This window comes from Streptodolium elevatio (assembly GCF_053592165.1).
The window spans coordinates 579,857-601,131 of sequence record NZ_JBSFVE010000001.1; the positions used below are offsets into that span (position 1 = coordinate 579,857).

Sequence of the window (21,275 nt, forward strand, 5' to 3'; positions counted from 1 at the left end):
TCAGTTCTCCTTGAACGGGAATCCGAGGTGACGCAGCAGCGCGCGGCCCTCGTCGTTGTTCTGGGCGGACGTCACGACGGTGATGTCCATACCGCGAACACGGTCGATCTTGTCCTGGTCGATCTCGTGGAACATCGACTGCTCGGTCAGACCGAAGGTGTAGTTGCCCTTGCCGTCGAACTGCTTCGGCGAGAGTCCGCGGAAGTCGCGGATACGCGGCAGCGCGATGGAGACCAGGCGGTCCAGGAACTCCCACATGCGGTCGCCGCGCAGCGTGACGTGCGCGCCGATCGGCTGGCCCTCGCGCAGCTTGAACTGCGCGATGGACTTGCGGGCCTTGGTGACCTGCGGCTTCTGGCCGGTGATGGCCATCAGGTCCTTGATCGCACCGTCGATGAGCTTGGAGTCGCGGGCGGCGTCGCCCACACCCATGTTCACGACGACCTTGACGACGCCGGGGATCTGCATGACGTTCTCGAAGGAGAACTCCTCACGCAGCTTGCCCTGGATCTCTTCGCGGTAGCGCTGCTTGAGACGCGGCAGCGTCTTCACAGCGGTCTCTTCAGCGGTGACAGTCATCAGATGTCCTCACCGGTCCGCTTGGCGATCCGGATCTTGTTGCCCTCGTCGTCGAAACGGTAGCCGACGCGCGTGGGAACCTTCTTGCCGTCCTGCTCCACGACCAGCATCACGTTGCTGATGTGCACAGGGGCTTCCTGCGTGATGATGCCGCCGGTCTTGGCACCCTTGGCGGACTGGCCGACCTTGGTGTGCTTCTTGATCCGGTTGACACCCTCGACGAGGACGCGCTCGAGCGCGGGGTAGGCCGCAATGACCTTGCCCTGCTTTCCGCGGTCCTTACCGGTGATGACCTGAACCAGGTCACCCTTCTTGATCTTCATGCTCTTCGCCATGGCTTACAGCACCTCCGGCGCGAGCGAGATGATCTTCATGAACTTCTTCTCGCGCAGCTCACGGCCGACCGGGCCGAAAATGCGGGTGCCACGGGGCTCACCGTCGTTCTTGAGGATGACGGCGGCGTTCTCGTCGAAACGGATGTAGGAACCGTCGACACGACGGCGCTCCTTGACAGTCCGCACGACGACAGCCTTGACCACGTCGCCCTTCTTCACGTTGCCACCAGGGATCGCGTCCTTGACGGTGGCCACAATGACGTCCCCGATGCCCGCGTAGCGCCGGCCGGACCCGCCGAGCACACGGATGCAAAGGATCTCCTTGGCACCCGTGTTGTCGGCGACTCGCAGTCGCGACTCCTGCTGGATCACGTCTAACTCCTGATCGTCACGTCGCGGCGCAGGCCCACCTCACAGTGGGCCTGCCCGGCGCTCGCTACTTGGCCTTCTCGAGGATCTCGACGATGCGCCACCGCTTGCTGGCGGACAGCGGCCGGGTCTCCATGAGGAGGACGCGGTCGCCGACGCCGCAGGCGTTCTGCTCGTCGTGAGCCTTCAGCTTGCTCGTGCGGCGGATGACCTTGCCGTAGAGCGGGTGCTTCACGCGGTCCTCGACGGCGACGACGACGGTCTTGTCCATCTTGTCGCTGACGACGAGGCCCTCACGGGTCTTGCGGAATCCCCGGGTCGTCTCAGTCATCTCAGTCTTCTCGCTCACGCCGCGCCTCCGGTCTCCTCCACGCTGACGATCCCGAGCTCGCGCTCGCGCATCAGCGTGTAGATGCGGGCGATGTCCTTGCGGACCGCCTTGAGCCGCCCGTGGTTTTCGAGCTGCCCGGTCGCCGCCTGGAAACGGAGGTTGAACAGCTCCTCCTTGGCCTCACGCAGCTTGGCGACGAGTTCCTCGTCGGCCAGGTCGCGCAGCTCGGACGCCTTGGTCCCGGCCGCCATCACGCCTCACCTGCCTCGCGCCGGACAATCCGGCACTTCATCGGCAGCTTGTGCGTGGCGCGCAGAAGCGCCTCGCGAGCCACCTTCTCGTTCGGGTACGACAGCTCGAACATCACCCGACCGGGCTTGACGTTCGCGACCCACCACTCGGGCGAGCCCTTGCCGGAACCCATGCGGGTCTCGGCCGGCTTCTTGGTCAGCGGACGGTCCGGGTAGATGTTGATCCACACCTTGCCACCACGGCGGATGTGCCGGGTGATGGCGATACGGGCGGACTCGATCTGCCGGTTGGTCACGTACGCCTGGCCGAGGGCCTGGATGCCGTACTCGCCGAACGCGAGTTCCGTACCGCCCTTGGCGCGGCCACCGCGCTTGGGGTGGTGCTGCTTGCGGTGCTTGACCCTGCGGGGGATCAGCATCGGGGTCAGGCCTCCGTTCCGGTCTCGGGCGCCGGGGTCGAGACCTCGGCAGCCGGCGCGGCGGAGTCGGTCGACTCGGTCGCCGGCGCCTCGTTCTGCGGACGTCCGCCGCGGCCTCCGCCACGACGCTCGCCACCGCGGCCACCGCCACGCGGACGGTCGCTGCCGCCCGGGCCACGCGACGGGCGGTTGCCCGCACGCGCGGCGGCGTTGTCGGCGCGGACCTCGGCGATGTTCTTGACGTCGCCCTTGTAGATCCACACCTTGACGCCGATGCGGCCGAAGGTCGTGCGGGCCTCGAAGAAGCCGTACTCGACGTTCGCGCGCAGCGTGTGCAGCGGGACGCGGCCCTCGCGGTAGAACTCGGAGCGGGACATCTCGGCGCCGCCGAGGCGGCCGCCGCACTGGATCTTGATGCCCTTCGCGCCGGCCTTCATCGCGGTCTGCATCGCCTTGCGCATGGCACGGCGGAACGAGACACGCGACGAGAGCTGCTCGGCCACGCCCTGCGCGACGAGCTGGGCGTCGATCTCCGGGTTCTTGACCTCGAGGATGTTCAGCTGGACCTGCTTGCCGGTCAGCTTCTCGAGGTCGCCGCGGATTCGGTCGGCCTCCGCGCCGCGGCGGCCGATGACGATGCCCGGCCGGGCGGTGTGGATGTCGACGCGGACGCGGTCACGGGTGCGCTCGATCTCCACCTTGGAGATGCCGGCCCGCTCCATGCCCTGCGTCATCATCCGGCGGATGGCGACGTCTTCCTTGACGTAGTCCTTGTACAGCTTGTCGGCGTACCAGCGCGACTTGAAGTCCGTGGTGATACCGAGGCGGAACCCGTGCGGGTTAACCTTCTGGCCCACTAGCGGGTCCTCTCCTTCTCGGCGACAACCACGGTGATGTGGCTGGTGCGCTTGCGGATGCGGTACGCCCGGCCCTGGGCACGCGGACGGAACCGCTTCAGGGTCGGCCCCTCGTCCACGTACGCCTCGGACACGTACAGGTTGTTCGTGTCCAGGTTGTGGTTGTGCCCGGCGTTGGCGATGGCGCTGTCGAGCACCTTGCCGACCGGCTCGCTCGCGGCCTGCTGCGCGAAGCGCAGGATCGCCTGCGCCTCGGCGGCGTCGACGCCGCGGATCAGGTCGACAACCCGGCGAGCCTTCATGGGCGTGACGCGGATGTACCGCGCCTGGGCCCTGGCTTCCATTGGAGTCTCCGTGTTCATCTCAGTTCGGTTTCCTTAGGCCGTCGGTCAGCGACGACGCGACTTGCGGTCGTCCTTCTCGTGGCCACGGAAGGTCCGGGTCGGGGCGAACTCGCCGAGCTTGTGGCCGACCATCGCCTCGGTGACGAACACCGGGACGTGCTTGCGGCCGTCGTGCACCGCGATGGTGTGGCCCAGCATCGCCGGGACGATCATCGAGCGGCGGGACCAGGTCTTGATGACGTTCTTGGTTCCCTTTTCGTTCTGAACGTCCACCTTCTTGATGAGGTGGCCGTCGACGAAGGGTCCCTTCTTCAGACTGCGCGGCATCGAGACTGCTCCTAGCGCTTCTTGTTCGTCTTGCGGCGGCGGATGATCAGCTTGTCGCTGGCCTTCTTCGGCCGGCGGGTGCGACCTTCCTTCTGGCCCCACGGCGACACCGGGTGGCGTCCACCGGAGGTCTTGCCTTCACCACCACCGTGCGGGTGGTCGATCGGGTTCATCGCCACACCGCGGACGGTCGGGCGCTTGCCCTTCCAGCGCATGCGGCCGGCCTTGCCCCAGTTGATGTTCGACTGCTCGGCGTTGCCGACCTCGCCGATGGTGGCGCGGCAGCGGACGTCGACCATGCGAATCTCACCCGACGGCATACGGAGGGTCGCGAACGCGCCTTCCTTCGCCAGCAGCTGGACGCTCGCACCCGCCGAGCGGGCCATCTTGGCGCCGCCGCCCGGACGCAGCTCGATCGCGTGCACGACCGTACCGACCGGGATGTTGCGGAGCGCGAGGTTGTTGCCCGGCTTGATGTCGGCGCCCGGACCGTTCTCGATCCGGTCGCCCTGACGCAGCTTGTTCGGGCACAGGATGTAGCGCTTCTCGCCGTCTGCGTAGTGCAGGAGCGCGATGCGCGCGGTGCGGTTGGGGTCGTACTCGATGTGAGCGACCTTGGCCGGCACGCCGTCCTTGTCGTTGCGACGGAAGTCGATGACACGGTACGCGCGCTTGTGACCGCCACCCTGGTGGCGGGTCGTCACACGACCGTGGTTGTTACGACCACCCTTGCTGTGCAGCGGGCGGACCAGCGACTTCTCCGGCGTGGACCGCGTGATCTCGACGAAGTCGGCGACGCTGGCGCCACGACGGCCCGGAGTCGTCGGCTTGTACTTGCGGATGCCCATGGCTTCTCTTAGTCCTCGTCCGTATCAGCGGCCGTCAGCCGACGGGTCCACCGAAGATGTCGATCCGCTCGCCCTCAGCCAGGGTGACGATCGCTCGCTTCGTGTCCTTGCGCTTGCCGAAACCGGTCTTGGAACGCTTGCGCTTTCCCTGCCGGTTGATCGTGTTCACGTTCGCGACCTTGACCCCGAAGATCGCGGCGACAGCCTGCTTGATCTGGGTCTTGTTCGCGTCCGGCGCCACGATGAACGTGTACTTGTTCTCGTCGAGCAGCCCGTAGGACTTCTCCGAGATCACCGGCTTCAGCAGCACATCGCGCGGGTCGGTGAAGGTCTTGCTGGTGACCTGCGTGCTCTCGCTCACGCGTCGCTCCCTTCGAGCTCGCTCGAAGTGGCAACGGCGGTCGCGGACTTGCCCTGCGGCGAGCCTGCGATGAACCGTTCCAGAGCGGCCTTGGTGAAGACCACGTCGTCGGAGACGAGCACGTCGTAGGTGTTCAGCTGCCCGGGGTCGAGCACGTGCACCTGCGGGAGGTTGCGGGCGCTCAGCCAGGCGGCGGTGTCGTCCTTCTCGGCGACCAGGAGCACGTGCTTGCGCTCGGAGATCTTGCCGATCAGGGTACGGACGGCCTTCGTCGACGGCGCGTCGCCCTCGATCACGGCGGTCACGCAGTGGATGCGCGAGTGGACGGCCCGGTCGGTGAGGGCACCGCGGAGCGCGGCGGCCTTCATCTTCTTGGGGGTCCGCTGCGCGTAGTCACGCGGCTGGGGTCCGTGGACCACGCCGCCGCCGGCGAACTGCGGCGCACGGGTCGAGCCCTGGCGCGCGCGGCCGGTGCCCTTCTGGCGGTACGGCTTGCGGCCACCGCCGCGCACCTCGCCACGGGTCTTGGTCTTGTGCGTGCCCTGGCGGGCCGCGGCCAGCTGGGCCACGACGACCTGGTGGATCGTCGGGATGCTGACCTGGACGCCGAAGATCTCCGCGGGGAGTTCGACGGTCCCGGTCTTCTCGCCGGCCGGCGAGAGAACGTCGATGCTGGTCATGTGGTTCACGCCCCCTTGGCCGCGGTGCGGACCAGGACGAGGCCGCCGTTCGGACCCGGGATCGCACCCTTCACGAGGATGAGACCCTTCTCGGCGTCGACGGCGTGGACGGTCAGGTTCTGGGTGGAGACGCGCACGTTGCCCATGCGGCCCGCCATGCGCACGCCCTTGAACACGCGGCCCGGGGTGGCACAGCCACCGATGGAGCCGGGCGAGCGGTGCTTGCGCTGCGTACCGTGCGAGGCGCCGAGGCCCTTGAAGCCGTGGCGCTTCATGACACCGGCGGTGCCCTTGCCCTTGCTGGTGCCCGCGACGTCGACCTTCTGGCCGGCCTCGAAGACGTCCGCGGTGATGGTGTCGCCGAGGGTGTACTCGGCGGCGTCCGAGGTGCGGAGCTCGACCAGGTGGCGGCGCGGCGTGACGCCGGCCTTCTCGAAGTGCCCGGCCAGGGGCTTGTTGACCTTGCGCGGGTCGATCTGGCCGAACGCGATCTGGACGGCGCTGTAGCCGTCGGTCTCGGCGCTGCGGACCTGGGTCACGACACACGGGCCGGCCTGGACAACGGTCACCGGAACGACGCGGTTGTTCTCGTCCCAGACCTGGGTCATGCCGAGCTTGGTGCCCAGAATGCCCTTCATCTGCTTCGTCATCGTCGGTGCGTCCCTCAGAGCTTGATCTCGATGTCGACGCCGGCCGGCAGGTCGAGACGCATGAGCGAGTCAACCGTCTTCGGGGTCGGGTCGAGGATGTCGATGAGCCGCTTGTGAGTGCGCATCTCGAAGTGCTCGCGCGAGTCCTTGTACTTGTGCGGCGAGCGGATGACGCAGTACACGTTCTTCTCGGTCGGCAGCGGCACCGGGCCTGCAACCTGCGCACCGGTACGGGTCACCGTCTCGACGATCTTGCGCGCCGAGGAGTCGATGACCTCGTGGTCGTAGGCCTTGAGCCGGATGCGGATCTTCTGTCCCGCCATGGCTGCTTGGATTTCCTTCTCTCGTACCGCTGCGGATCACCCCCGCTGGCGCGGGAGGAAGTCTTGCGTCCGACCCCCGCGGTCGGGCGTGTCGCCTTGCCACTCAGACGACACCCTTGAAAACCCCTTGCGGGGCCGGGGTGCCGAGTAGCGGGTCGCACTGTCCTTGCTGCTGCGGCAAGCAGCCGGACATCGATGCGGCCACCAGACGTCCACACACACAAACTGCGGTGGGCGGCGGGGAGGCAAATCCTCATGTCACCCGAGCCTTGCGGATCCGGCACCGTGATAGGCGCACAAAAATCCCTTGGCCGAACGGGCAACTTGACCAGTATGCAGTACGGGGTACCGGCTTGGCCAATCGAGGTTTATTCCCCGCCTTACGGGGGTGCGATCTTCCTGGGAACAAGGCCCCGCCCGCCGATCCGGGGGATCGGCGGGCGGGACATTGATCACTTGAGGATCTTGACGACCTGGCCGGCGCCGACGGTGCGGCCGCCCTCGCGGATGGCGAAGCGCAGGCCCTCCTCCATGGCGATCGGCTGGATCAGGGCGACGGTCATGCCGGTGTTGTCACCGGGCATCACCATCTCGGTGCCCTCGGGAAGGGTAACCACGCCGGTCACGTCCGTGGTACGGAAGTAGAACTGCGGGCGGTAGTTGTTGAAGAACGGCGTGTGACGGCCGCCCTCGTCCTTCGAGAGGATGTAGACCTGGGCCTCGAAGTCGGTGTGCGGCGTGACCGAACCCGGCTTGATGATGACCTGGCCGCGCTCGACGTCCTCGCGCTTGATGCCACGGAGGAGCAGACCGACGTTCTCGCCCGCCTGGCCCTCGTCGAGCAGCTTGCGGAACATCTCGATGCCGGTGACCGTGGTGGTGGTCTTCTCGGTCTTGATGCCCACGATGTCGACGGTCTCGTTGACCTTGACGATGCCGCGCTCGATGCGGCCGGTGACGACGGTGCCACGACCGGTGATCGTGAACACGTCCTCGACGGGCATGAGGAACGGCTTGTCGACGTCGCGCTCGGGGGTCGGGATCGACTCGTCGACCGCGGCCATGAGCTCGAGGAGCTTGGCGCCCCACTCGGCGTCGCCCTCGAGGGCCTTGAGCGCCGACACGCGCACGACCGGCAGGTCGTCGCCCGGGAACTCGTACTCCGAGAGCAGCTCACGGACCTCGAGCTCGACGAGCTCCAGGATCTCCTCGTCGTCCACCATGTCGGCCTTGTTCAGCGCGACGACGATGTACGGAACGCCGACCTGGCGGGCCAGGAGCACGTGCTCCTTGGTCTGCGGCATCGGGCCGTCGGTGGCGGCGACCACGAGGATGGCGCCGTCCATCTGGGCGGCACCCGTGATCATGTTCTTGATGTAGTCAGCGTGACCCGGGCAGTCAACGTGGGCGTAGTGACGGTTCTCCGTCTGGTACTCCACGTGCGCGATCGAGATCGTGATGCCGCGCTGACGCTCCTCCGGCGCCTTGTCGATCTGGTCGAACGGCGTGAAGGGGTTCAGGTCCGGGTACGCGTCGTGCAGCACACGGGTGATCGCCGCGGTAAGGGTCGTCTTACCGTGGTCGATGTGACCGATGGTGCCGATGTTGACGTGCGGCTTAGTCCGCTCGAACTTCGCCTTCGCCACTGGGGTCCTCCTGTGGACTGGTTCTTATACGCCGTACGACGTCGGGTTGGTCAGATGGGGCGGGCCGACGGCCCGGGATCCTGACGAATCCCGGGCCCCCAGGTTCCCGGTGAGCGTGTTACTCGCCGCGAACCTTGGCAATGATCTCGTCCGCGACGTTCCGGGGAACCTCGGCGTACGAGTCGAACTGCATGCTGTAGCTGGCCCGACCCGAGGTCTTGCTCCGGAGGTCGCCGACGTAGCCGAACATCTCCGACAGCGGGACCAGCGCCTTGACGACACGGGCGCCACTGCGCTCTTCCATGGCCTGGATCTGGCCACGGCGCGAGTTGAGGTCGCCGATGACATCGCCCATGTAGTCCTCGGGCGTGGTGACCTCGACGGCCATCATCGGCTCAAGAATCGCCGGGCTCGCCTTGCGGGCCGCCTCCTTGAACGCCATGGATCCGGCGATCTTGAAGGCGAGTTCCGAGGAGTCGACGTCGTGCGCGGCACCGTCGAGCAGGTAGACGCGCACGCCCACCAGCGGGTAGCCGGCGAGCACGCCGAACTCCATGGCCTCCTGGCAGCCGGCGTCCACCGAGGGGATGTACTCCCGGGGGATGCGGCCACCGGTGACCTTGTTCACGAACTCGTAGTTGTCGTCGCCACCGGCGTCGAGCGGCTCGATGCCGATCTGCACCTTGGCGAACTGACCCGAGCCACCGGTCTGCTTCTTGTGCGTGTAGTCCACGCGCTCGACAGCCTGGCGGATCGTCTCGCGGTAGGCCACCTGCGGCTTACCGACGTTGGCCTCGACCTTGAACTCGCGCTTCATGCGGTCGACCAGCACCTCGAGGTGCAGTTCGCCCATGCCGCCGATGATGGTCTGGCCGGTCTCCTCGTCGGTGTGCACCTGGAACGAGGGGTCCTCTTCGGCGAGCCGCTGGATCGCGACGCCGAGCTTCTCCTGGTCGCCCTTCGACTTGGGCTCGATGGCGACCTGGATGACCGGGGCCGGGAAGGTCATCGACTCGAGGATGACCGGGTTCGAGGAGTCCGACAGGGTCTCACCGGTGGTGGTGTCCTTCAGACCCATGACGGCGACGATGTCGCCGGCACCGGTGCTGGGGATCTCCTCACGCTTGTTGGCGTGCATCCGGTAGATCTTGCCGATGCGCTCCTTCTTGCCCTTCACGGAGTTGAGCACCGCGGAGCCCGACTCCAGGCGACCGGAGTAGATCCGGACGAAGGTGAGCTTGCCCAGGTGCGGGTCGCTCATGATCTTGAACGCCAGGGCGGCCAGCGGCTCGCTGTCCGAGGGCTTGCGCTGGACGGAGACGGACTCGTCGCCGACCTTGTGGCCCTCGATGACCTCGCGGTCCAGCGGCGACGGCAGGTAGCGCACGACCGCGTCGAGCAGGGGCTGCACGCCCTTGTTCTTGAACGCGGTGCCGCAGAACACCGGCGTGAAGGTGCCTTCGCTGGCCTTCTCCGGGCTGGTGGAGGCGATGGTGGCGCGGCGGATGGCCGCGTACAGCTGCTCCTCGGTGGGCTCGACGCCCTCCAGGAACAGCTCCATCATCTCCTCGTCGTGCTCGGAGATGGTCTCGACCAGCTTCTCGCGCCAGGTCTGGGCGATCTCGGTGTGCGTGGCCGGGATGTCGACGACGTCGTACATCTCGCCCTTCGCCGCCTCGGCGGACCAGACCAGGGCCTTCATGCGGACCAGGTCCACGACGCCCTGGAAGTCCATCTCGGCACCGATCGGCACCTGCATGACCAGCGGGGTCGCGCCCAGGCGGTCGACGATCATGTCGACACAGCGGAAGAACTCCGCGCCGGTGCGGTCCAGCTTGTTCACGAAGCAGATGCGCGGGACGCCGTAACGGTCGGCCTGACGCCACACCGTCTCGGACTGCGGCTCGACACCCGCGACACCGTCGAACACGGTGACCGCACCGTCGAGGACGCGGAGCGAACGCTCCACCTCGACCGTGAAGTCCACGTGGCCCGGGGTGTCGATGATGTTGATGGTGTTCTCTACACCTTCGAGGGACCAGTGGCAGGTCGTCGCAGCGGACGTGATCGTGATGCCACGCTCCTGCTCCTGCTCCATCCAGTCCATCGTGGCGGCGCCCTCGTGGACCTCGCCGATCTTGTAGTTCACACCGGTGTAGAACAGGATCCGCTCAGTCGTCGTGGTCTTGCCCGCGTCGATGTGAGCCATGATCCCGATGTTGCGGACCTTGGCCAGGTCAAGAGCAGTGGTAGCCATGTGGCTTTCTCTCTCGTATCTCGTTCGACGGGGTGACGACTACCAGCGGTAGTGCGCGAAGGCCTTGTTGGACTCGGCCATCTTGTGCGTGTCCTCGCGCTTCTTGACGGAAGCGCCCAGGCCGTTGCTGGCGTCCAGCAGCTCGTTCATCAGACGCTCGGTCATCGTCTTCTCGCGACGGGCGCGGGAGTAGCCGACGAGCCAGCGGAGGGCGAGCGTGGTGGAGCGGCCGGGGCGGACCTCGACCGGGACCTGGTAGGTCGCGCCGCCGACGCGGCGGCTGCGGACCTCGAGGGTCGGCTTCACGTTCTCGAGCGCGCGCTTGAGGGTGATGACCGGGTCGGTGCCGGTCTTCTCACGGCAGCCTTCGAGGGCGCCGTACACGATCCGCTCGGCGGTGGAGCGCTTGCCGTTCAGCAGGACCTTGTTCACCAGCGAGGTGACAAGCGGCGAGTTGTAGACCGGGTCGATGATGACCGGTCGCTTGGGGGCCGGGCCCTTGCGAGGCATTAGCTCTTCTCCTTCTTCGCGCCGTAGCGGCTGCGCGCCTGCTTGCGGTTCTTGACGCCCTGGGTGTCGAGCGAACCGCGGATGATCTTGTAGCGAACACCCGGGAGGTCCTTCACACGACCGCCGCGAACGAGCACGATCGAGTGCTCCTGCAGGTTGTGGCCCTCACCCGGGATGTACGCCGTGACCTCAATGCCACTCGTCAGGCGAACACGCGCCACCTTGCGAAGCGCGGAGTTCGGCTTCTTGGGAGTCGTCGTGTAAACACGGGTGCACACGCCGCGTCGCTGCGGGCTCCCCTTGAGCGCCGGAGTCTTGGCCTTGTCGACCTTGTCCTGGCGGCCCTTTCGGACCAGCTGCTGGATCGTGGGCACCGCGTCTCCGTCTTCTTCGTGCCAAGCGGTCTGATTACGACTGCATCTTCAATGTGCTGCTGGATGGCCTGTCATCCCTGGGTGTAATGGCCATCGCCTACCTCGCTATCCGACCCCCGCGGTCGGGCGTGTCGCCCAGTCTTCAGCGCGGAACGGAATCGGGAGGTATGTGTTTCGGTCTCCTGCACCCTCTCATGGACGCATCCGAATCGGATTGCGGTGAGCGCAGGCACAAGAACCCGGGGACACCCCAGGCACAAGGAAAGAGAGTACCTACCACACGACCGGAGGTCAAAGCGAAAGCCGCGGCCCCCGTCGCCACCTTGGATTCGCGCCCCGATACGCGCCTCGACCACCGGAATCCTCGGCTGCGACCCTCTTCGACCCCAGCGAGCCCGGTCCCGCCGCGATCTCGGTCCCGCCTCGGCTCAGTTCCTGCCCAGCTCCACCAGCAGGGCCAGGGCCAGCTGGATCCAGCCGAGTGTGAGCCCGGCGACGGCGATGCCGCTCCCCCCGTTGTACGGGTACGGGCGCGTCCGCGACTGGTGCAGCCCGACGTGGCCGGTGACCACCGCGACGCCGGCGAAGACGAACGGGTACGGGTTCACCGCGTACCCGATGGTCAGCAGCGCGGTCGCCGGCCACACCGCGACCAGCGTGACGATGCCGAGCACGAGCGCGGTGACCGCGAGCCCGTTGGTCTGCGGCGGCATCGGGCGCGGAGTCATCGGCGGCAGGTACGCGTGCGGGGCGACGAACGTGTACGGGTGCACCGGCGCCGCCGCGACGGGCCGCGCCGCGGACGGCACCGGCCCCACCGGCAGGTCGTGGACGAGCACCGTGAGCTGGCCGTACGTCTCCGCGGACAGCGCCAGCCCCAGGCGGTGCCGGTACTCGTCGTCCTTGAGTCTGCCCTCGGCCCACGCCGCCTTGAGCACGTCGGCGCAACGGTCCCGGTCCGCCTGCGCGCACCGCATGGTGTCCTGTTGGCCGCCCCAACCGCCGTCCATGTGTCCCCCTCGCGTCGCTTGCTCCCCTTATGGTGCACGGCGGGCCGCGTCGGCGCTGCCCGTCCTCGTACTCAGATGCGGAGGGTGAAGGACCCCAGGAATGCGGCAAGCATCTGGCCGTCCCAGTCGTCGGCGAACGCCGCGGCGAACACGATCACGAAGACGAGCAGCGCGATCCAGACGTATCCGAGCACCAAGCCCGCGATGGCCATGCCGCGCCCGGCCTGGCCGGTCAGGTTGATCTGGGCGAGCGCGATGTGTCCGAAGACGACGGCGAGCACCGAGGTGATCCAGTAGACCCAGACGATGCCGAGCACGAGCGAGGCGATCGCGAGGCCGTTCGTGCCGGGCGACACGTACCCGTACGGCACCGGCTGCTGGTGCGGGAACGGGGGCGGGTACGGCCCCGGGTGGTGCGGCGGGTAGTGCCCGGCGTGCGTCCCCGGGTCGGGGTAGGGGCCGGGATAGAGCCCGGGGTACGGGCCCGGGTACGCGTCGTGGCCCGCTGCGCCCGGCGGAGGCCCCTGGTGGTCGTCCGGGCCGCCGTGCGGGCCCTGCGGGGCGTCGCCCCATCCGTCGCTCATCGTCGTCCCCCTGGTCCCCCTGGAACGGCGGCGGGGCCGCCACCATGTACCCATGGTGGCGGCCCCGCCGGCCTGCCGAGCGACTTCCGGTGCACAGGCCCCCGGATCAGCCCTGGTAACCGCCGAAGTCGTACTCCTCCAGCGGGACGGCCTGGCCGGAGCCGGTGCCGAACGCCGAGTAGTCCGCCTCGTCGTACCCGGACATCGAGTACATCGCGGCCTTCGCCTCCTCGGTGGGCTCCACCCGGATGTTGCGGTAGCGGGGCATGCCCGTACCGGCCGGGATCAGCTTGCCGATGATGACGTTCTCCTTCAGGCCCAGCAGCGGGTCCGACTTGGCGTGGATCGCCGCGTCGGTGAGCACCCGGGTGGTCTCCTGGAAGGAGGCCGCCGACAGCCACGACTCGGTGGCCAGCGACGCCTTGGTGATGCCCATGAGCTGCGGACGGCCGGAGGCCGGCGAACCGCCCTCGGACACCACGCGCCGGTTCTCGCTCTCGAACCGGCCGCGCTCGACCAGCTCACCCGGCAGCAGCTCGGCGTCGCCCGACTCGATGATCGTCACGCGGCGCAGCATCTGCCGGATGATGATCTCGATGTGCTTGTCGTGGATCGACACGCCCTGCGAGTTGTAGACCTTCTGGACCTCGGCGACCAGGTGGACCTGGACCGCGCGCTGCCCGAGGATGCGCAGGACGTCGTGCGGGTTGACGGCGCCCAGCGTCAGCTTCTGGCCGACCGCGACGCGGTCGCCTTCCTCGACGGTGAGCTTGACGCGCTTGGAGACCGCGTACGCCAGCTCCTCCGAGCCGTCGTCCGGGACCACGACGACCTTGCGGGTCTTGTCGGTGTCCTCGATGCGGACCCGGCCGGCCGCCTCGCTGATCGGGGCCACACCCTTGGGGGTACGGGCCTCGAAGAGCTCGACGACACGCGGCAGACCCTGCGTGATGTCGTCACCCGCCACACCACCGGTGTGGAAGGTACGCATCGTCAGCTGGGTGCCGGGCTCACCGATCGACTGGGCGGCGATGATGCCGACCGCCTCGCCGATGTCGACGAGCTTGCCGGTGGCCAGCGAACGGCCGTAGCACATCGCGCAGGTGCCGACCTTGGACTCGCAGGTCAGGACCGAGCGGGTCTTCACCTGCTCGACGCCGGCGGCGACGAGCTGGTTGATGATGACGTCGCCCAGGTCGACGCCCGCGGGGGCGACGACCTTGCCGTCGACCGTGACGTCCTCGGCGAGGCTGCGCGCGTACACGCTGGTCTCGACGTCGTTGGTCTTGCGCAGCGAGCCGTCGGCCGCGCGGACCGCGATGTCCAGCGTGAGGCCGCGGTCGGTGCCGCAGTCCTCCTCGCGGATGATCACGTCCTGCGACACGTCCACCAGACGACGGGTCAGGTAACCCGAGTCGGCGGTACGCAGCGCGGTGTCCGCGAGACCCTTGCGGGCGCCGTGCGTGGAGATGAAGTACTCCAGCACGGAGAGACCCTCACGGAACGACGCCTTGATGGGCCGCGGGATGGTCTCGTTCTTCGCGTTGGACACCAGGCCACGCATACCGGCGATCTGACGCATCTGCATCATGTTTCCGCGAGCACCCGAGTCGACCATCATGAAGATGGGGTTCGTCTTCGGGAAGTTCGCGTTCATCGCCTCGGCGACCTCGTTGGTCGCCTTGGTCCAGATCTGGATCTGCTCCTGCGCGCGCTCGGTCTTGGTGATCAGACCGCGCTCGTACTGCTTCTGGATCTTGTCGGCCTGCGCCTCGTAACCCTCGAGGATCTGGGCCTTGTTCGGCGGCACGACGACGTCGGAGATCGACACCGTGACACCCGAGCGGGTGGCCCAGTGGAAGCCCGCGGCCTTGAGGTTGTCCAGCGTCGCGGCGACCTCGACCTTGGGGTAGCGCTCCGCGAGGTCGTTGACGATCGCGGAGAGCTGCTTCTTGCCCACCTCGGTGTCGATGAACGGGTAGTCCGAGGGCAGCAGCTCGTTGAAGAGCGCGCGGCCCAGGGTGGTGTTCAGCCGCAGCGGCTGACCCGGCTCCCAGTTCACGCCCTCCGGGCCGTTGTCCGGCGCGACCCAGCCGCGCGGCGGGACGGTGCCCGCCGGCAGGCGCAGGTCGATCTTCGCCTGGAGGTCCAGCTCGCGGGCGTCGAACGCCATGATCGCCTCGGCGACCGAGGAGAACTGCCGGCCCACGCCCTTCATGTCCTCGCGGTCCGAGGTCAGGAAGAACAGGCCCAGCACCATGTCCTGGGTGGGCATGGTGACCGGGCGGCCGTCCGCCGGCTTGAGGATGTTGTTCGAGGACAGCATCAGGATGCGGGCCTCGGCCTGCGCCTCCGCGGACAGCGGGAGGTGCACGGCCATCTGGTCGCCGTCGAAGTCCGCGTTGAACGCGGTGCAGACGAGCGGGTGGATCTGGATGGCCTTGCCCTCGACGAGCTGCGGCTCGAAGGCCTGGATGCCGAGGCGGTGCAGCGTCGGCGCACGGTTCAGCAGAACCGGGTGCTCGGCGATGACCTCTTCCAGCACGTCCCACACGACCGGGCGGGCACGCTCGACCATGCGCTTGGCCGACTTGATGTTCTGCGCGTGGTTCAGGTCGACCAGGCGCTTCATCACGAACGGCTTGAAGAGCTCCAGCGCCATCTGCTTGGGCAGACCGCACTGGTGCAGCTTGAGCTGCGGGCCGACGACGATGACCGAACGGCCCGAGTAGTCGACGCGCTTGCCGAGCAGGTTCTGACGGAACCGGCCCTGCTTGCCCTTGAGCATGTCGGACAGCGACTTGAGCGGACGGTTGCCCGGCCCGGTGACCGGACGGCCGCGGCGGCCGTTGTCGAACAGCGCGTCGACGGCCTCCTGGAGCATGCGCTTCTCGTTGTTCACGATGATCTCGGGGGCACCGAGGTCGAGAAGGCGCTTCAGGCGGTTGTTGCGGTTGATGACGCGGCGGTACAGGTCGTTCAGGTCGGAGGTCGCGAAGCGGCCGCCGTCCAGCTGCACCATCGGACGCAGGTCCGGCGGGATGACCGGCACGCAGTCCAGCACCATGCCGGTGGGGCTGTTGCGGGTCTGCAGGAACGCCGAGACGACCTTGAGGCGCTTGAGCGCACGGGTCTTCTTCTGGCCCTTGCCGGTGCGGATGATCTCGCGGAGCTTCTCGGCCTCGGCCTCGAGGTCGAACGACTCCAGGCGCTTCTGCAGCGCCTGCGCGCCCATGCTTCCGAGGAAGTAGGTGCCGAACCGGTCCCGCATCTCGCGGAACAGGATCTCGTCACCCTCCAGGTCCTGGACCTTGAGGTTCTTGAACCGGGTCCAGACCTCCTCCAGGCGGTCCAGCTCGCGCTGGTTGCGGTCGCGCAGCTGCTTCATCTCGCGCTCGGCGCCCTCGCGCACCTTGCGGCGCACATCGGACTTGGCGCCCTCGGCCTCCAGCTCGGCGAGGTCGGCCTCGAGCTTCTTCTGGCGCTCCTCGACCATCGAGTCGCGGCGCTGCTCGATCTGCTGGCGCTCGACCGAGATCTTGGCCTCGAGCGAGGGCAGGTCGCGCTGGCGGCGCTCGTCGTCGACGTACGTGATCATGTACGCCGCGAAGTAGATGACCTTCTCCAGGTCCTTCGGGGCGAGGTCGAGCAGGTAGCCGAGGCGGCTCGGCACGCCCTTGAAGTACCAGATGTGGGTGACGGGAGCGGCCAGTTCGATGTGGCCCATCCGCTCACGCCGCACCTTGGCGCGAGTGACCTCGACGCCGCAGCGCTCGCAGATGATGCCCTTGAAGCGGACACGCTTGTACTTGCCGCAGTAGCACTCCCAGTCCCGGGTCGGACCGAAGATCTTCTCGCAGAAGAGCCCGTCCTTTTCCGGCTTCAGGGTGCGGTAGTTGATGGTCTCGGGCTTCTTGACCTCGCCATGGGACCAGGTGCGGATGTCGTCGGCGGTGGCGAGGCCGATACGCAGCTCGTCGAAGAAGTTGACGTCGAGCACTGTTTCGTCAATCCCTCTTTCGGGGTTTGGTCCCGGCGGTGGCGGCTGGGGTAGGCCGCCGTGCCGGGGGTGTCTTCATCAGGTCTGTGGTCCGGGGTCCCCGGCACCTGGCCGCCGTCTTCTCGCGGCGACCAGGTGCCGGGCCGGACATCAGACCTCTTCGACGCTGCTCGGCTCGCGCCGGGACAGGTCGATACCGAGCTCCTCCGCCGCGCGGAAGACGTCCTCGTCGGTGTCGCGCATCTCGATCGACATACCGTCGCTCGAGAGGACCTCCACGTTGAGGCAGAGCGACTGCATCTCCTTGATGAGCACCTTGAAGGACTCGGGGATGCCGGGCTCCGGGATGTTCTCGCCCTTGACGATGGCCTCGTACACCTTCACGCGGCCGAGGACGTCGTCGGACTTGATCGTCAGGAGCTCCTGGAGGGCGTAGGCGGCGCCGTACGCCTCGAGCGCCCACACCTCCATCTCACCGAAGCGCTGGCCACCGAACTGCGCCTTACCACCCAGCGGCTGCTGCGTGATCATCGAGTACGGACCGGTCGAACGGGCGTGCAGCTTGTCGTCGACCAGGTGGTGCAGCTTCAGGATGTACATGTAGCCGACCGAGATCGGGTGCGGGAACGGCTCGCCGGAGCGACCGTCGAACAGCCGCGCCTTGCCGGACCCGTCGATCATGCGGACGCCGTCGCGGTTCGGGATCGTCGAGTCCAGCAGACCCGTGATCTCCTCCTCGCGCGCACCGTCGAAGACCGGGGTGGCGACGTTGGTGCCGGCCTCGGCCGCGTCGGCGCCGATGGCGCGCAGACGGCCCTTCCAGTCCTCGTCGTCGCCCTCGACCTGCCAGCCGCGGCTGGCGACCCACCCGAGGTGGGTCTCCAGGACCTGGCCCGGGTTCATGCGGGACGGGACGCCCAGCGGGTTGAGGATGATGTCGACCGCGGTGCCGTCCTCCAGGAACGGCATGTCCTCGACCGGCAGGATCTTCGCGATGACGCCCTTGTTGCCGTGTCGGCCCGCGAGCTTGTCACCGTCGGTGATCTTGCGCTTCTGCGCGACGTACACGCGCACCAGCTGGTTGACGCCGGGCGGCAGCTCGTCGCCGGCCTCGCGGTCGAAGACGCGCACGCCGATGACCTTGCCCTGCTCGCCGTGCGGCACCTTCAGCGAGGTGTCGCGCACCTCGCGCGCCTTCTCACCGAAGATCGCACGGAGCAGGCGCTCCTCCGGGGTCAGCTCGGTCTCGCCCTTGGGCGTGACCTTGCCGACCAGGATGTCGCCGGGCACGACGTCGGCGCCGATGCGGATGATGCCGCGCTCGTCGAGGTCGGCCAGCACCTCTTCGGAGACGTTCGGGATGTCCCGGGTGATCTCCTCGGGGCCCAGCTTGGTGTCCCGGGCGTCGACCTCGTGCTCCTCGATGTGGATCGAGGAGAGGACGTCGTCCTGCACGAGGCGCTGCGACAGGATGATCGCGTCCTCGTAGTTGTGGCCCTCCCACGGCATGAACGCCACCAGGAGGTTCTTGCCGAGGGCCATCTCGCCCTCTTCGGTGCACGGGCCGTCCGCGAGGACCTGCCCGGCCTCGACGCGCGAGCCCTCGTCGACGATGACCTTCTGGTTGAAGCTCGTGCCCTGGTTGGAGCGCATGAACTTCTGCACGCGGTACGTGGTGTACGTGCCGTCGTCGTTCATGACCGTGACGTAGTCCGCCGACACGTCGGTGACGACGCCGTCCTTCTCGGCCGAGATGACGTCCGCCGCGTCGACCGCCGCGCGGTACTCCATGCCGGTGCCGACGAGCGGCGACTCGGCCTTCAGGAGCGGCACGGCCTGGCGCATCATGTTCGAGCCCATGAGCGCGCGGTTGGCGTCGTCGTGCTCGAGGAACGGGATCATCGCCGTCGCGACCGACACCATCTGGCGCGGCGAGACGTCCATGTAGTCGATCTCGTCGCCCGGCAGGTAGTCGATCTCGCCGCCGCGGCGGCGGACGAGCGCGCGCGCCTCGGCGAACGTGTTGTCGTCGTTGAGCGGCGCGTTCGCCTGCGCGATGACGAAGCGGTCCTCTTCGTCGGCGGTCAGGTAGTCGACCTCGTCGGTGACGATGCCGTTGGTGACCCGGCGGTACGGCGTCTCGACGAAGCCGAACGCGTTGACCCGGCCGTACGACGCCAGCGAGCCGATCAGACCGATGTTCGGGCCTTCCGGGGTCTCGATGGGGCACATACGGCCGTAGTGCGACGGGTGCACGTCGCGGACCTCGAAGCCGGCCCGCTCACGGGACAGACCGCCGGGGCCCAGCGCGGACAGCCGGCGCTTGTGGGTCAGGCCCGACAGCGGGTTCGTCTGGTCCATGAACTGCGACAGCTGGCTGGTGCCGAAGAACTCCTTGATGGAGGCGACGACCGGCCGGATGTTGATCAGCGTCTGCGGCGTGATCGCCTCGACGTCCTGCGTGGTCATGCGCTCGCGGACGACCCGCTCCATACGCGCCAGACCGGTGCGGACCTGGTTCTGGATCAGCTCGCCGACGTTTCGCAGACGGCGGTTGCCGAAGTGGTCGATGTCGTCGGCCTCGACGACGAGCTCCTGGCCGCCCAGGCCGGTCATCTCGGCCTCGCCGGCGTGCAGCTTGACCAGGTACTTGATCGTCGCGATGACGTCCTCGACCGTGAGGGTCCCGGCGTCCAGCGGGCGCTCGACGCCCAGCTTCTTGTTGATCTTGTACCGGCCGACCTTCGCCAGGTCGTACCGCTTCGGGTTGAAGTAGAGGTTCTCGAGCAGCGTCTGCGCGGCCTCACGGGTCGGCGGCTCGCCCGGACGCAGCTTGCGGTAGATGTCGAGCAGCGCGTCGTCCTGGCCCTGGGTGTGGTCCTTCTCCAGGGTCTGGCGCATGGACTCGTACTCGCCGAACTCCTCGAGGATCTGCGAGTCGGTCCAGCCGAGCGCCTTCAGCAGCACCGTGACGGACTGCTTGCGCTTGCGGTCGATACGGACACCGACGGTGTCGCGCTTGTCGATCTCCAGCTCCAGCCAGGCACCGCGGGACGGGATGACCTTGGCGCTGAAGATGTCCTTGTCGGACGTCTTGTCGATCTGCTTGTCGAAGTAGACGCCGGGCGAGCGCACGAGCTGCGACACCACGACACGCTCGGTGCCGTTGATGATGAACGTGCCCTTGTTGGTCATGAGCGGGAAGTCGCCCATGAAGACCGTCTGGCTCTTGATCTCGCCGGTCTCGTTGTTCGTGAACTCCGCGGTGACGAAGAGCGGCGCGGAGTACGTGAAGTCGCGCTCCTTGCACTCCTCGATCGAGTTCTTGGGGGGCTCGAAACGGTGGTCGCGGAACGTGAGCGACATCGACCCGGAGAAGTCCTCGATCGGGGAGATCTCCTCGAAGATCTCTTCGAGGCCGGACTTGGTGGGGACGTCTGCTCCCGACGCGAGCGCGTCCTCGACCCGAGCCTTCCAAACGCTGTTGCCGAGCAGCCAGTCGAAGCTCTCGGTTTGCAGCGCGAGAAGGTTCGGTACCTCGAGAGGCTCGCGGATCTTTGCGAAGGAGATGCGGAGCGGGGCGGTACTGGCGGCGCCGGGGTTTGTAGCGTTCGTGGCGTTGCGCGAGGCGGCCAAGAGGGGTCCTTCCGAGGGCTCGGACTCACTATGCGCATGCCGGACGGCCTGGGTGGCAAATACCGCGGACGGGTCAACAGGCAGCGCAAAGGGTCAGTGTAGCCACACGGCACACCGCTGTCCAGCGCCTGGAACGGGCGCTCGCCATCTCGGGGGCTTCTGCCACCCGGCAAGTGCTCTTCGGGACGCGTCCGAAGAATTGCGCGCCGCGTTCGGTTCGTCAAGAGGCAGGCAGCCCGACGAGGCATGGGCATCACTCTTGCACAGCCGACCGACGGTGACGCGCATCGCGGGCGGCGCGTTGCGGATCTTCCCGGATCCGTTACGCAGCAGCAGGTCAGAGCGTTCGCGGGCGGCCGACACGCGGTCCACGGGGGTGGCTGGAACCGCCAGAACAGGCGGTTGCCGGACACTCGGCCGGGTGCCGCCGCACGGGTGTGCGGGAGGCGCCGGGAGAGGGCGTACGTCACCGCGCGTGATGCTGCGGAGTGTCGCCAGAATCACTCTCACGGGCGAAGCCGAACAGGTGAAACCGGAGTGTCGCGCGCTGCCGCGGGGTCCGTACGCGCGCCCGGAGTGCGCCC

At 67.5% G+C, this 21,275-nt stretch carries 22 protein-coding genes; all 22 read right to left on the bottom strand.

The window, feature by feature from the left end; translation table 11 throughout:
• Window positions 1-579 carry a 50S ribosomal protein L5 gene (gene rplE / locus ACWD12_RS02520; protein WP_358360812.1) on the bottom strand — a complete coding sequence of 193 codons (579 nt, stop codon included), beginning with the start codon at window positions 577-579 and terminating at the stop codon, window positions 1-3.
• Complete coding sequence (gene rplX, locus ACWD12_RS02525; protein WP_358360837.1) at window positions 579-902, bottom strand: 50S ribosomal protein L24; 324 nt, start codon at window positions 900-902, stop codon at window positions 579-581. The genes rplE and rplX overlap by 1 nt, the downstream gene beginning before the upstream one ends.
• A gap of 15 nt (window positions 903-917) precedes the next feature.
• On the bottom strand, window positions 918-1,286 hold the full coding sequence (gene rplN, locus ACWD12_RS02530; protein ID WP_235054803.1) for a 50S ribosomal protein L14: 369 nt from the start codon (window positions 1,284-1,286) through the stop codon (window positions 918-920).
• 64 nt (window positions 1,287-1,350) lie between these two features.
• Window positions 1,351-1,632 (bottom strand): 30S ribosomal protein S17, encoded by a 282-nt coding sequence (gene rpsQ / locus ACWD12_RS02535; protein WP_269453204.1) that lies wholly within the window; start codon window positions 1,630-1,632, stop codon window positions 1,351-1,353.
• Window positions 1,629-1,865, bottom strand: coding sequence for a 50S ribosomal protein L29 (gene rpmC, locus ACWD12_RS02540; protein WP_281469068.1), 237 nt, complete (start codon window positions 1,863-1,865; stop codon window positions 1,629-1,631). Before rpmC ends, rpsQ begins: the two co-directional genes overlap by 4 nt.
• A complete protein-coding gene (rplP, locus tag ACWD12_RS02545; RefSeq protein WP_235054805.1) occupies window positions 1,865-2,284 on the bottom strand; it encodes a 50S ribosomal protein L16 in 420 nt (139 codons plus the stop codon). The genes rpmC and rplP overlap by 1 nt, the downstream gene beginning before the upstream one ends.
• Window positions 2,285-2,289: 5 nt before the next feature.
• Window positions 2,290-3,141: a 30S ribosomal protein S3 gene (gene rpsC, locus ACWD12_RS02550; RefSeq protein WP_358360816.1), complete on the bottom strand. Its 852-nt coding sequence runs from the start codon at window positions 3,139-3,141 to the stop codon at window positions 2,290-2,292.
• Window positions 3,141-3,485 (bottom strand): 50S ribosomal protein L22, encoded by a 345-nt coding sequence (gene rplV, locus ACWD12_RS02555; RefSeq protein ID WP_231778761.1) that lies wholly within the window; start codon window positions 3,483-3,485, stop codon window positions 3,141-3,143. Before rplV ends, rpsC begins: the two co-directional genes overlap by 1 nt.
• A 45-nt stretch (window positions 3,486-3,530) precedes the next feature.
• Window positions 3,531-3,812 (bottom strand): 30S ribosomal protein S19, encoded by a 282-nt coding sequence (gene rpsS, locus ACWD12_RS02560; protein WP_235054808.1) that lies wholly within the window; start codon window positions 3,810-3,812, stop codon window positions 3,531-3,533.
• An 11-nt stretch (window positions 3,813-3,823) separates the two neighbouring features.
• Window positions 3,824-4,660, bottom strand: coding sequence for a 50S ribosomal protein L2 (rplB, locus tag ACWD12_RS02565; protein ID WP_358360819.1), 837 nt, complete (start codon window positions 4,658-4,660; stop codon window positions 3,824-3,826).
• A 34-nt stretch (window positions 4,661-4,694) separates the two neighbouring features.
• Window positions 4,695-5,021 (bottom strand): 50S ribosomal protein L23, encoded by a 327-nt coding sequence (gene rplW, locus ACWD12_RS02570; protein WP_358360821.1) that lies wholly within the window; start codon window positions 5,019-5,021, stop codon window positions 4,695-4,697.
• Entirely contained in the window at window positions 5,018-5,701 is a 684-nt protein-coding gene (rplD, locus tag ACWD12_RS02575) for a 50S ribosomal protein L4 (protein WP_358360823.1), read from the bottom strand. Before rplD ends, rplW begins: the two co-directional genes overlap by 4 nt.
• 5 nt (window positions 5,702-5,706) lie before the next feature.
• Window positions 5,707-6,351 carry a 50S ribosomal protein L3 gene (gene rplC, locus ACWD12_RS02580; protein WP_358360825.1) on the bottom strand — a complete coding sequence of 215 codons (645 nt, stop codon included), beginning with the start codon at window positions 6,349-6,351 and terminating at the stop codon, window positions 5,707-5,709.
• A 14-nt stretch (window positions 6,352-6,365) separates the two neighbouring features.
• On the bottom strand, window positions 6,366-6,674 hold the full coding sequence (rpsJ, locus tag ACWD12_RS02585; RefSeq protein ID WP_066889903.1) for a 30S ribosomal protein S10: 309 nt from the start codon (window positions 6,672-6,674) through the stop codon (window positions 6,366-6,368).
• A 452-nt stretch (window positions 6,675-7,126) separates the two neighbouring features.
• Window positions 7,127-8,320 (bottom strand): elongation factor Tu, encoded by a 1,194-nt coding sequence (gene tuf, locus ACWD12_RS02590; protein ID WP_358363029.1) that lies wholly within the window; start codon window positions 8,318-8,320, stop codon window positions 7,127-7,129.
• Window positions 8,321-8,438: 118 nt separating this feature from the next.
• Window positions 8,439-10,577, bottom strand: a complete 2,139-nt coding sequence (gene fusA / locus ACWD12_RS02595) for an elongation factor G (protein WP_358363027.1) — start codon at window positions 10,575-10,577, stop codon at window positions 8,439-8,441.
• Window positions 10,578-10,616: 39 nt separating this feature from the next.
• A complete protein-coding gene (rpsG, locus tag ACWD12_RS02600; protein WP_231778769.1) occupies window positions 10,617-11,087 on the bottom strand; it encodes a 30S ribosomal protein S7 in 471 nt (156 codons plus the stop codon).
• A complete protein-coding gene (gene rpsL / locus ACWD12_RS02605) occupies window positions 11,087-11,461 on the bottom strand; it encodes a 30S ribosomal protein S12 (protein WP_020549242.1) in 375 nt (124 codons plus the stop codon). The genes rpsG and rpsL overlap by 1 nt, the downstream gene beginning before the upstream one ends.
• 428 nt (window positions 11,462-11,889) lie before the next feature.
• Window positions 11,890-12,471 carry a DUF1707 and DUF4190 domain-containing protein gene (locus ACWD12_RS02610; RefSeq protein WP_358363025.1) on the bottom strand — a complete coding sequence of 194 codons (582 nt, stop codon included), beginning with the start codon at window positions 12,469-12,471 and terminating at the stop codon, window positions 11,890-11,892.
• A 71-nt stretch (window positions 12,472-12,542) separates the two neighbouring features.
• A complete protein-coding gene (locus tag ACWD12_RS02615; protein ID WP_450097984.1) occupies window positions 12,543-13,055 on the bottom strand; it encodes a DUF4190 domain-containing protein in 513 nt (170 codons plus the stop codon).
• Between the two features lie 106 nt (window positions 13,056-13,161).
• Window positions 13,162-17,055 (bottom strand): DNA-directed RNA polymerase subunit beta', encoded by a 3,894-nt coding sequence (locus ACWD12_RS02620; RefSeq protein WP_358363022.1) that lies wholly within the window; start codon window positions 17,053-17,055, stop codon window positions 13,162-13,164.
• A gap of 150 nt (window positions 17,056-17,205) precedes the next feature.
• On the bottom strand, window positions 17,206-20,691 hold the full coding sequence (gene rpoB, locus ACWD12_RS02625) for a DNA-directed RNA polymerase subunit beta (protein WP_358363021.1): 3,486 nt from the start codon (window positions 20,689-20,691) through the stop codon (window positions 17,206-17,208).
• Window positions 20,692-21,275: the final 584 nt, after the last annotated feature.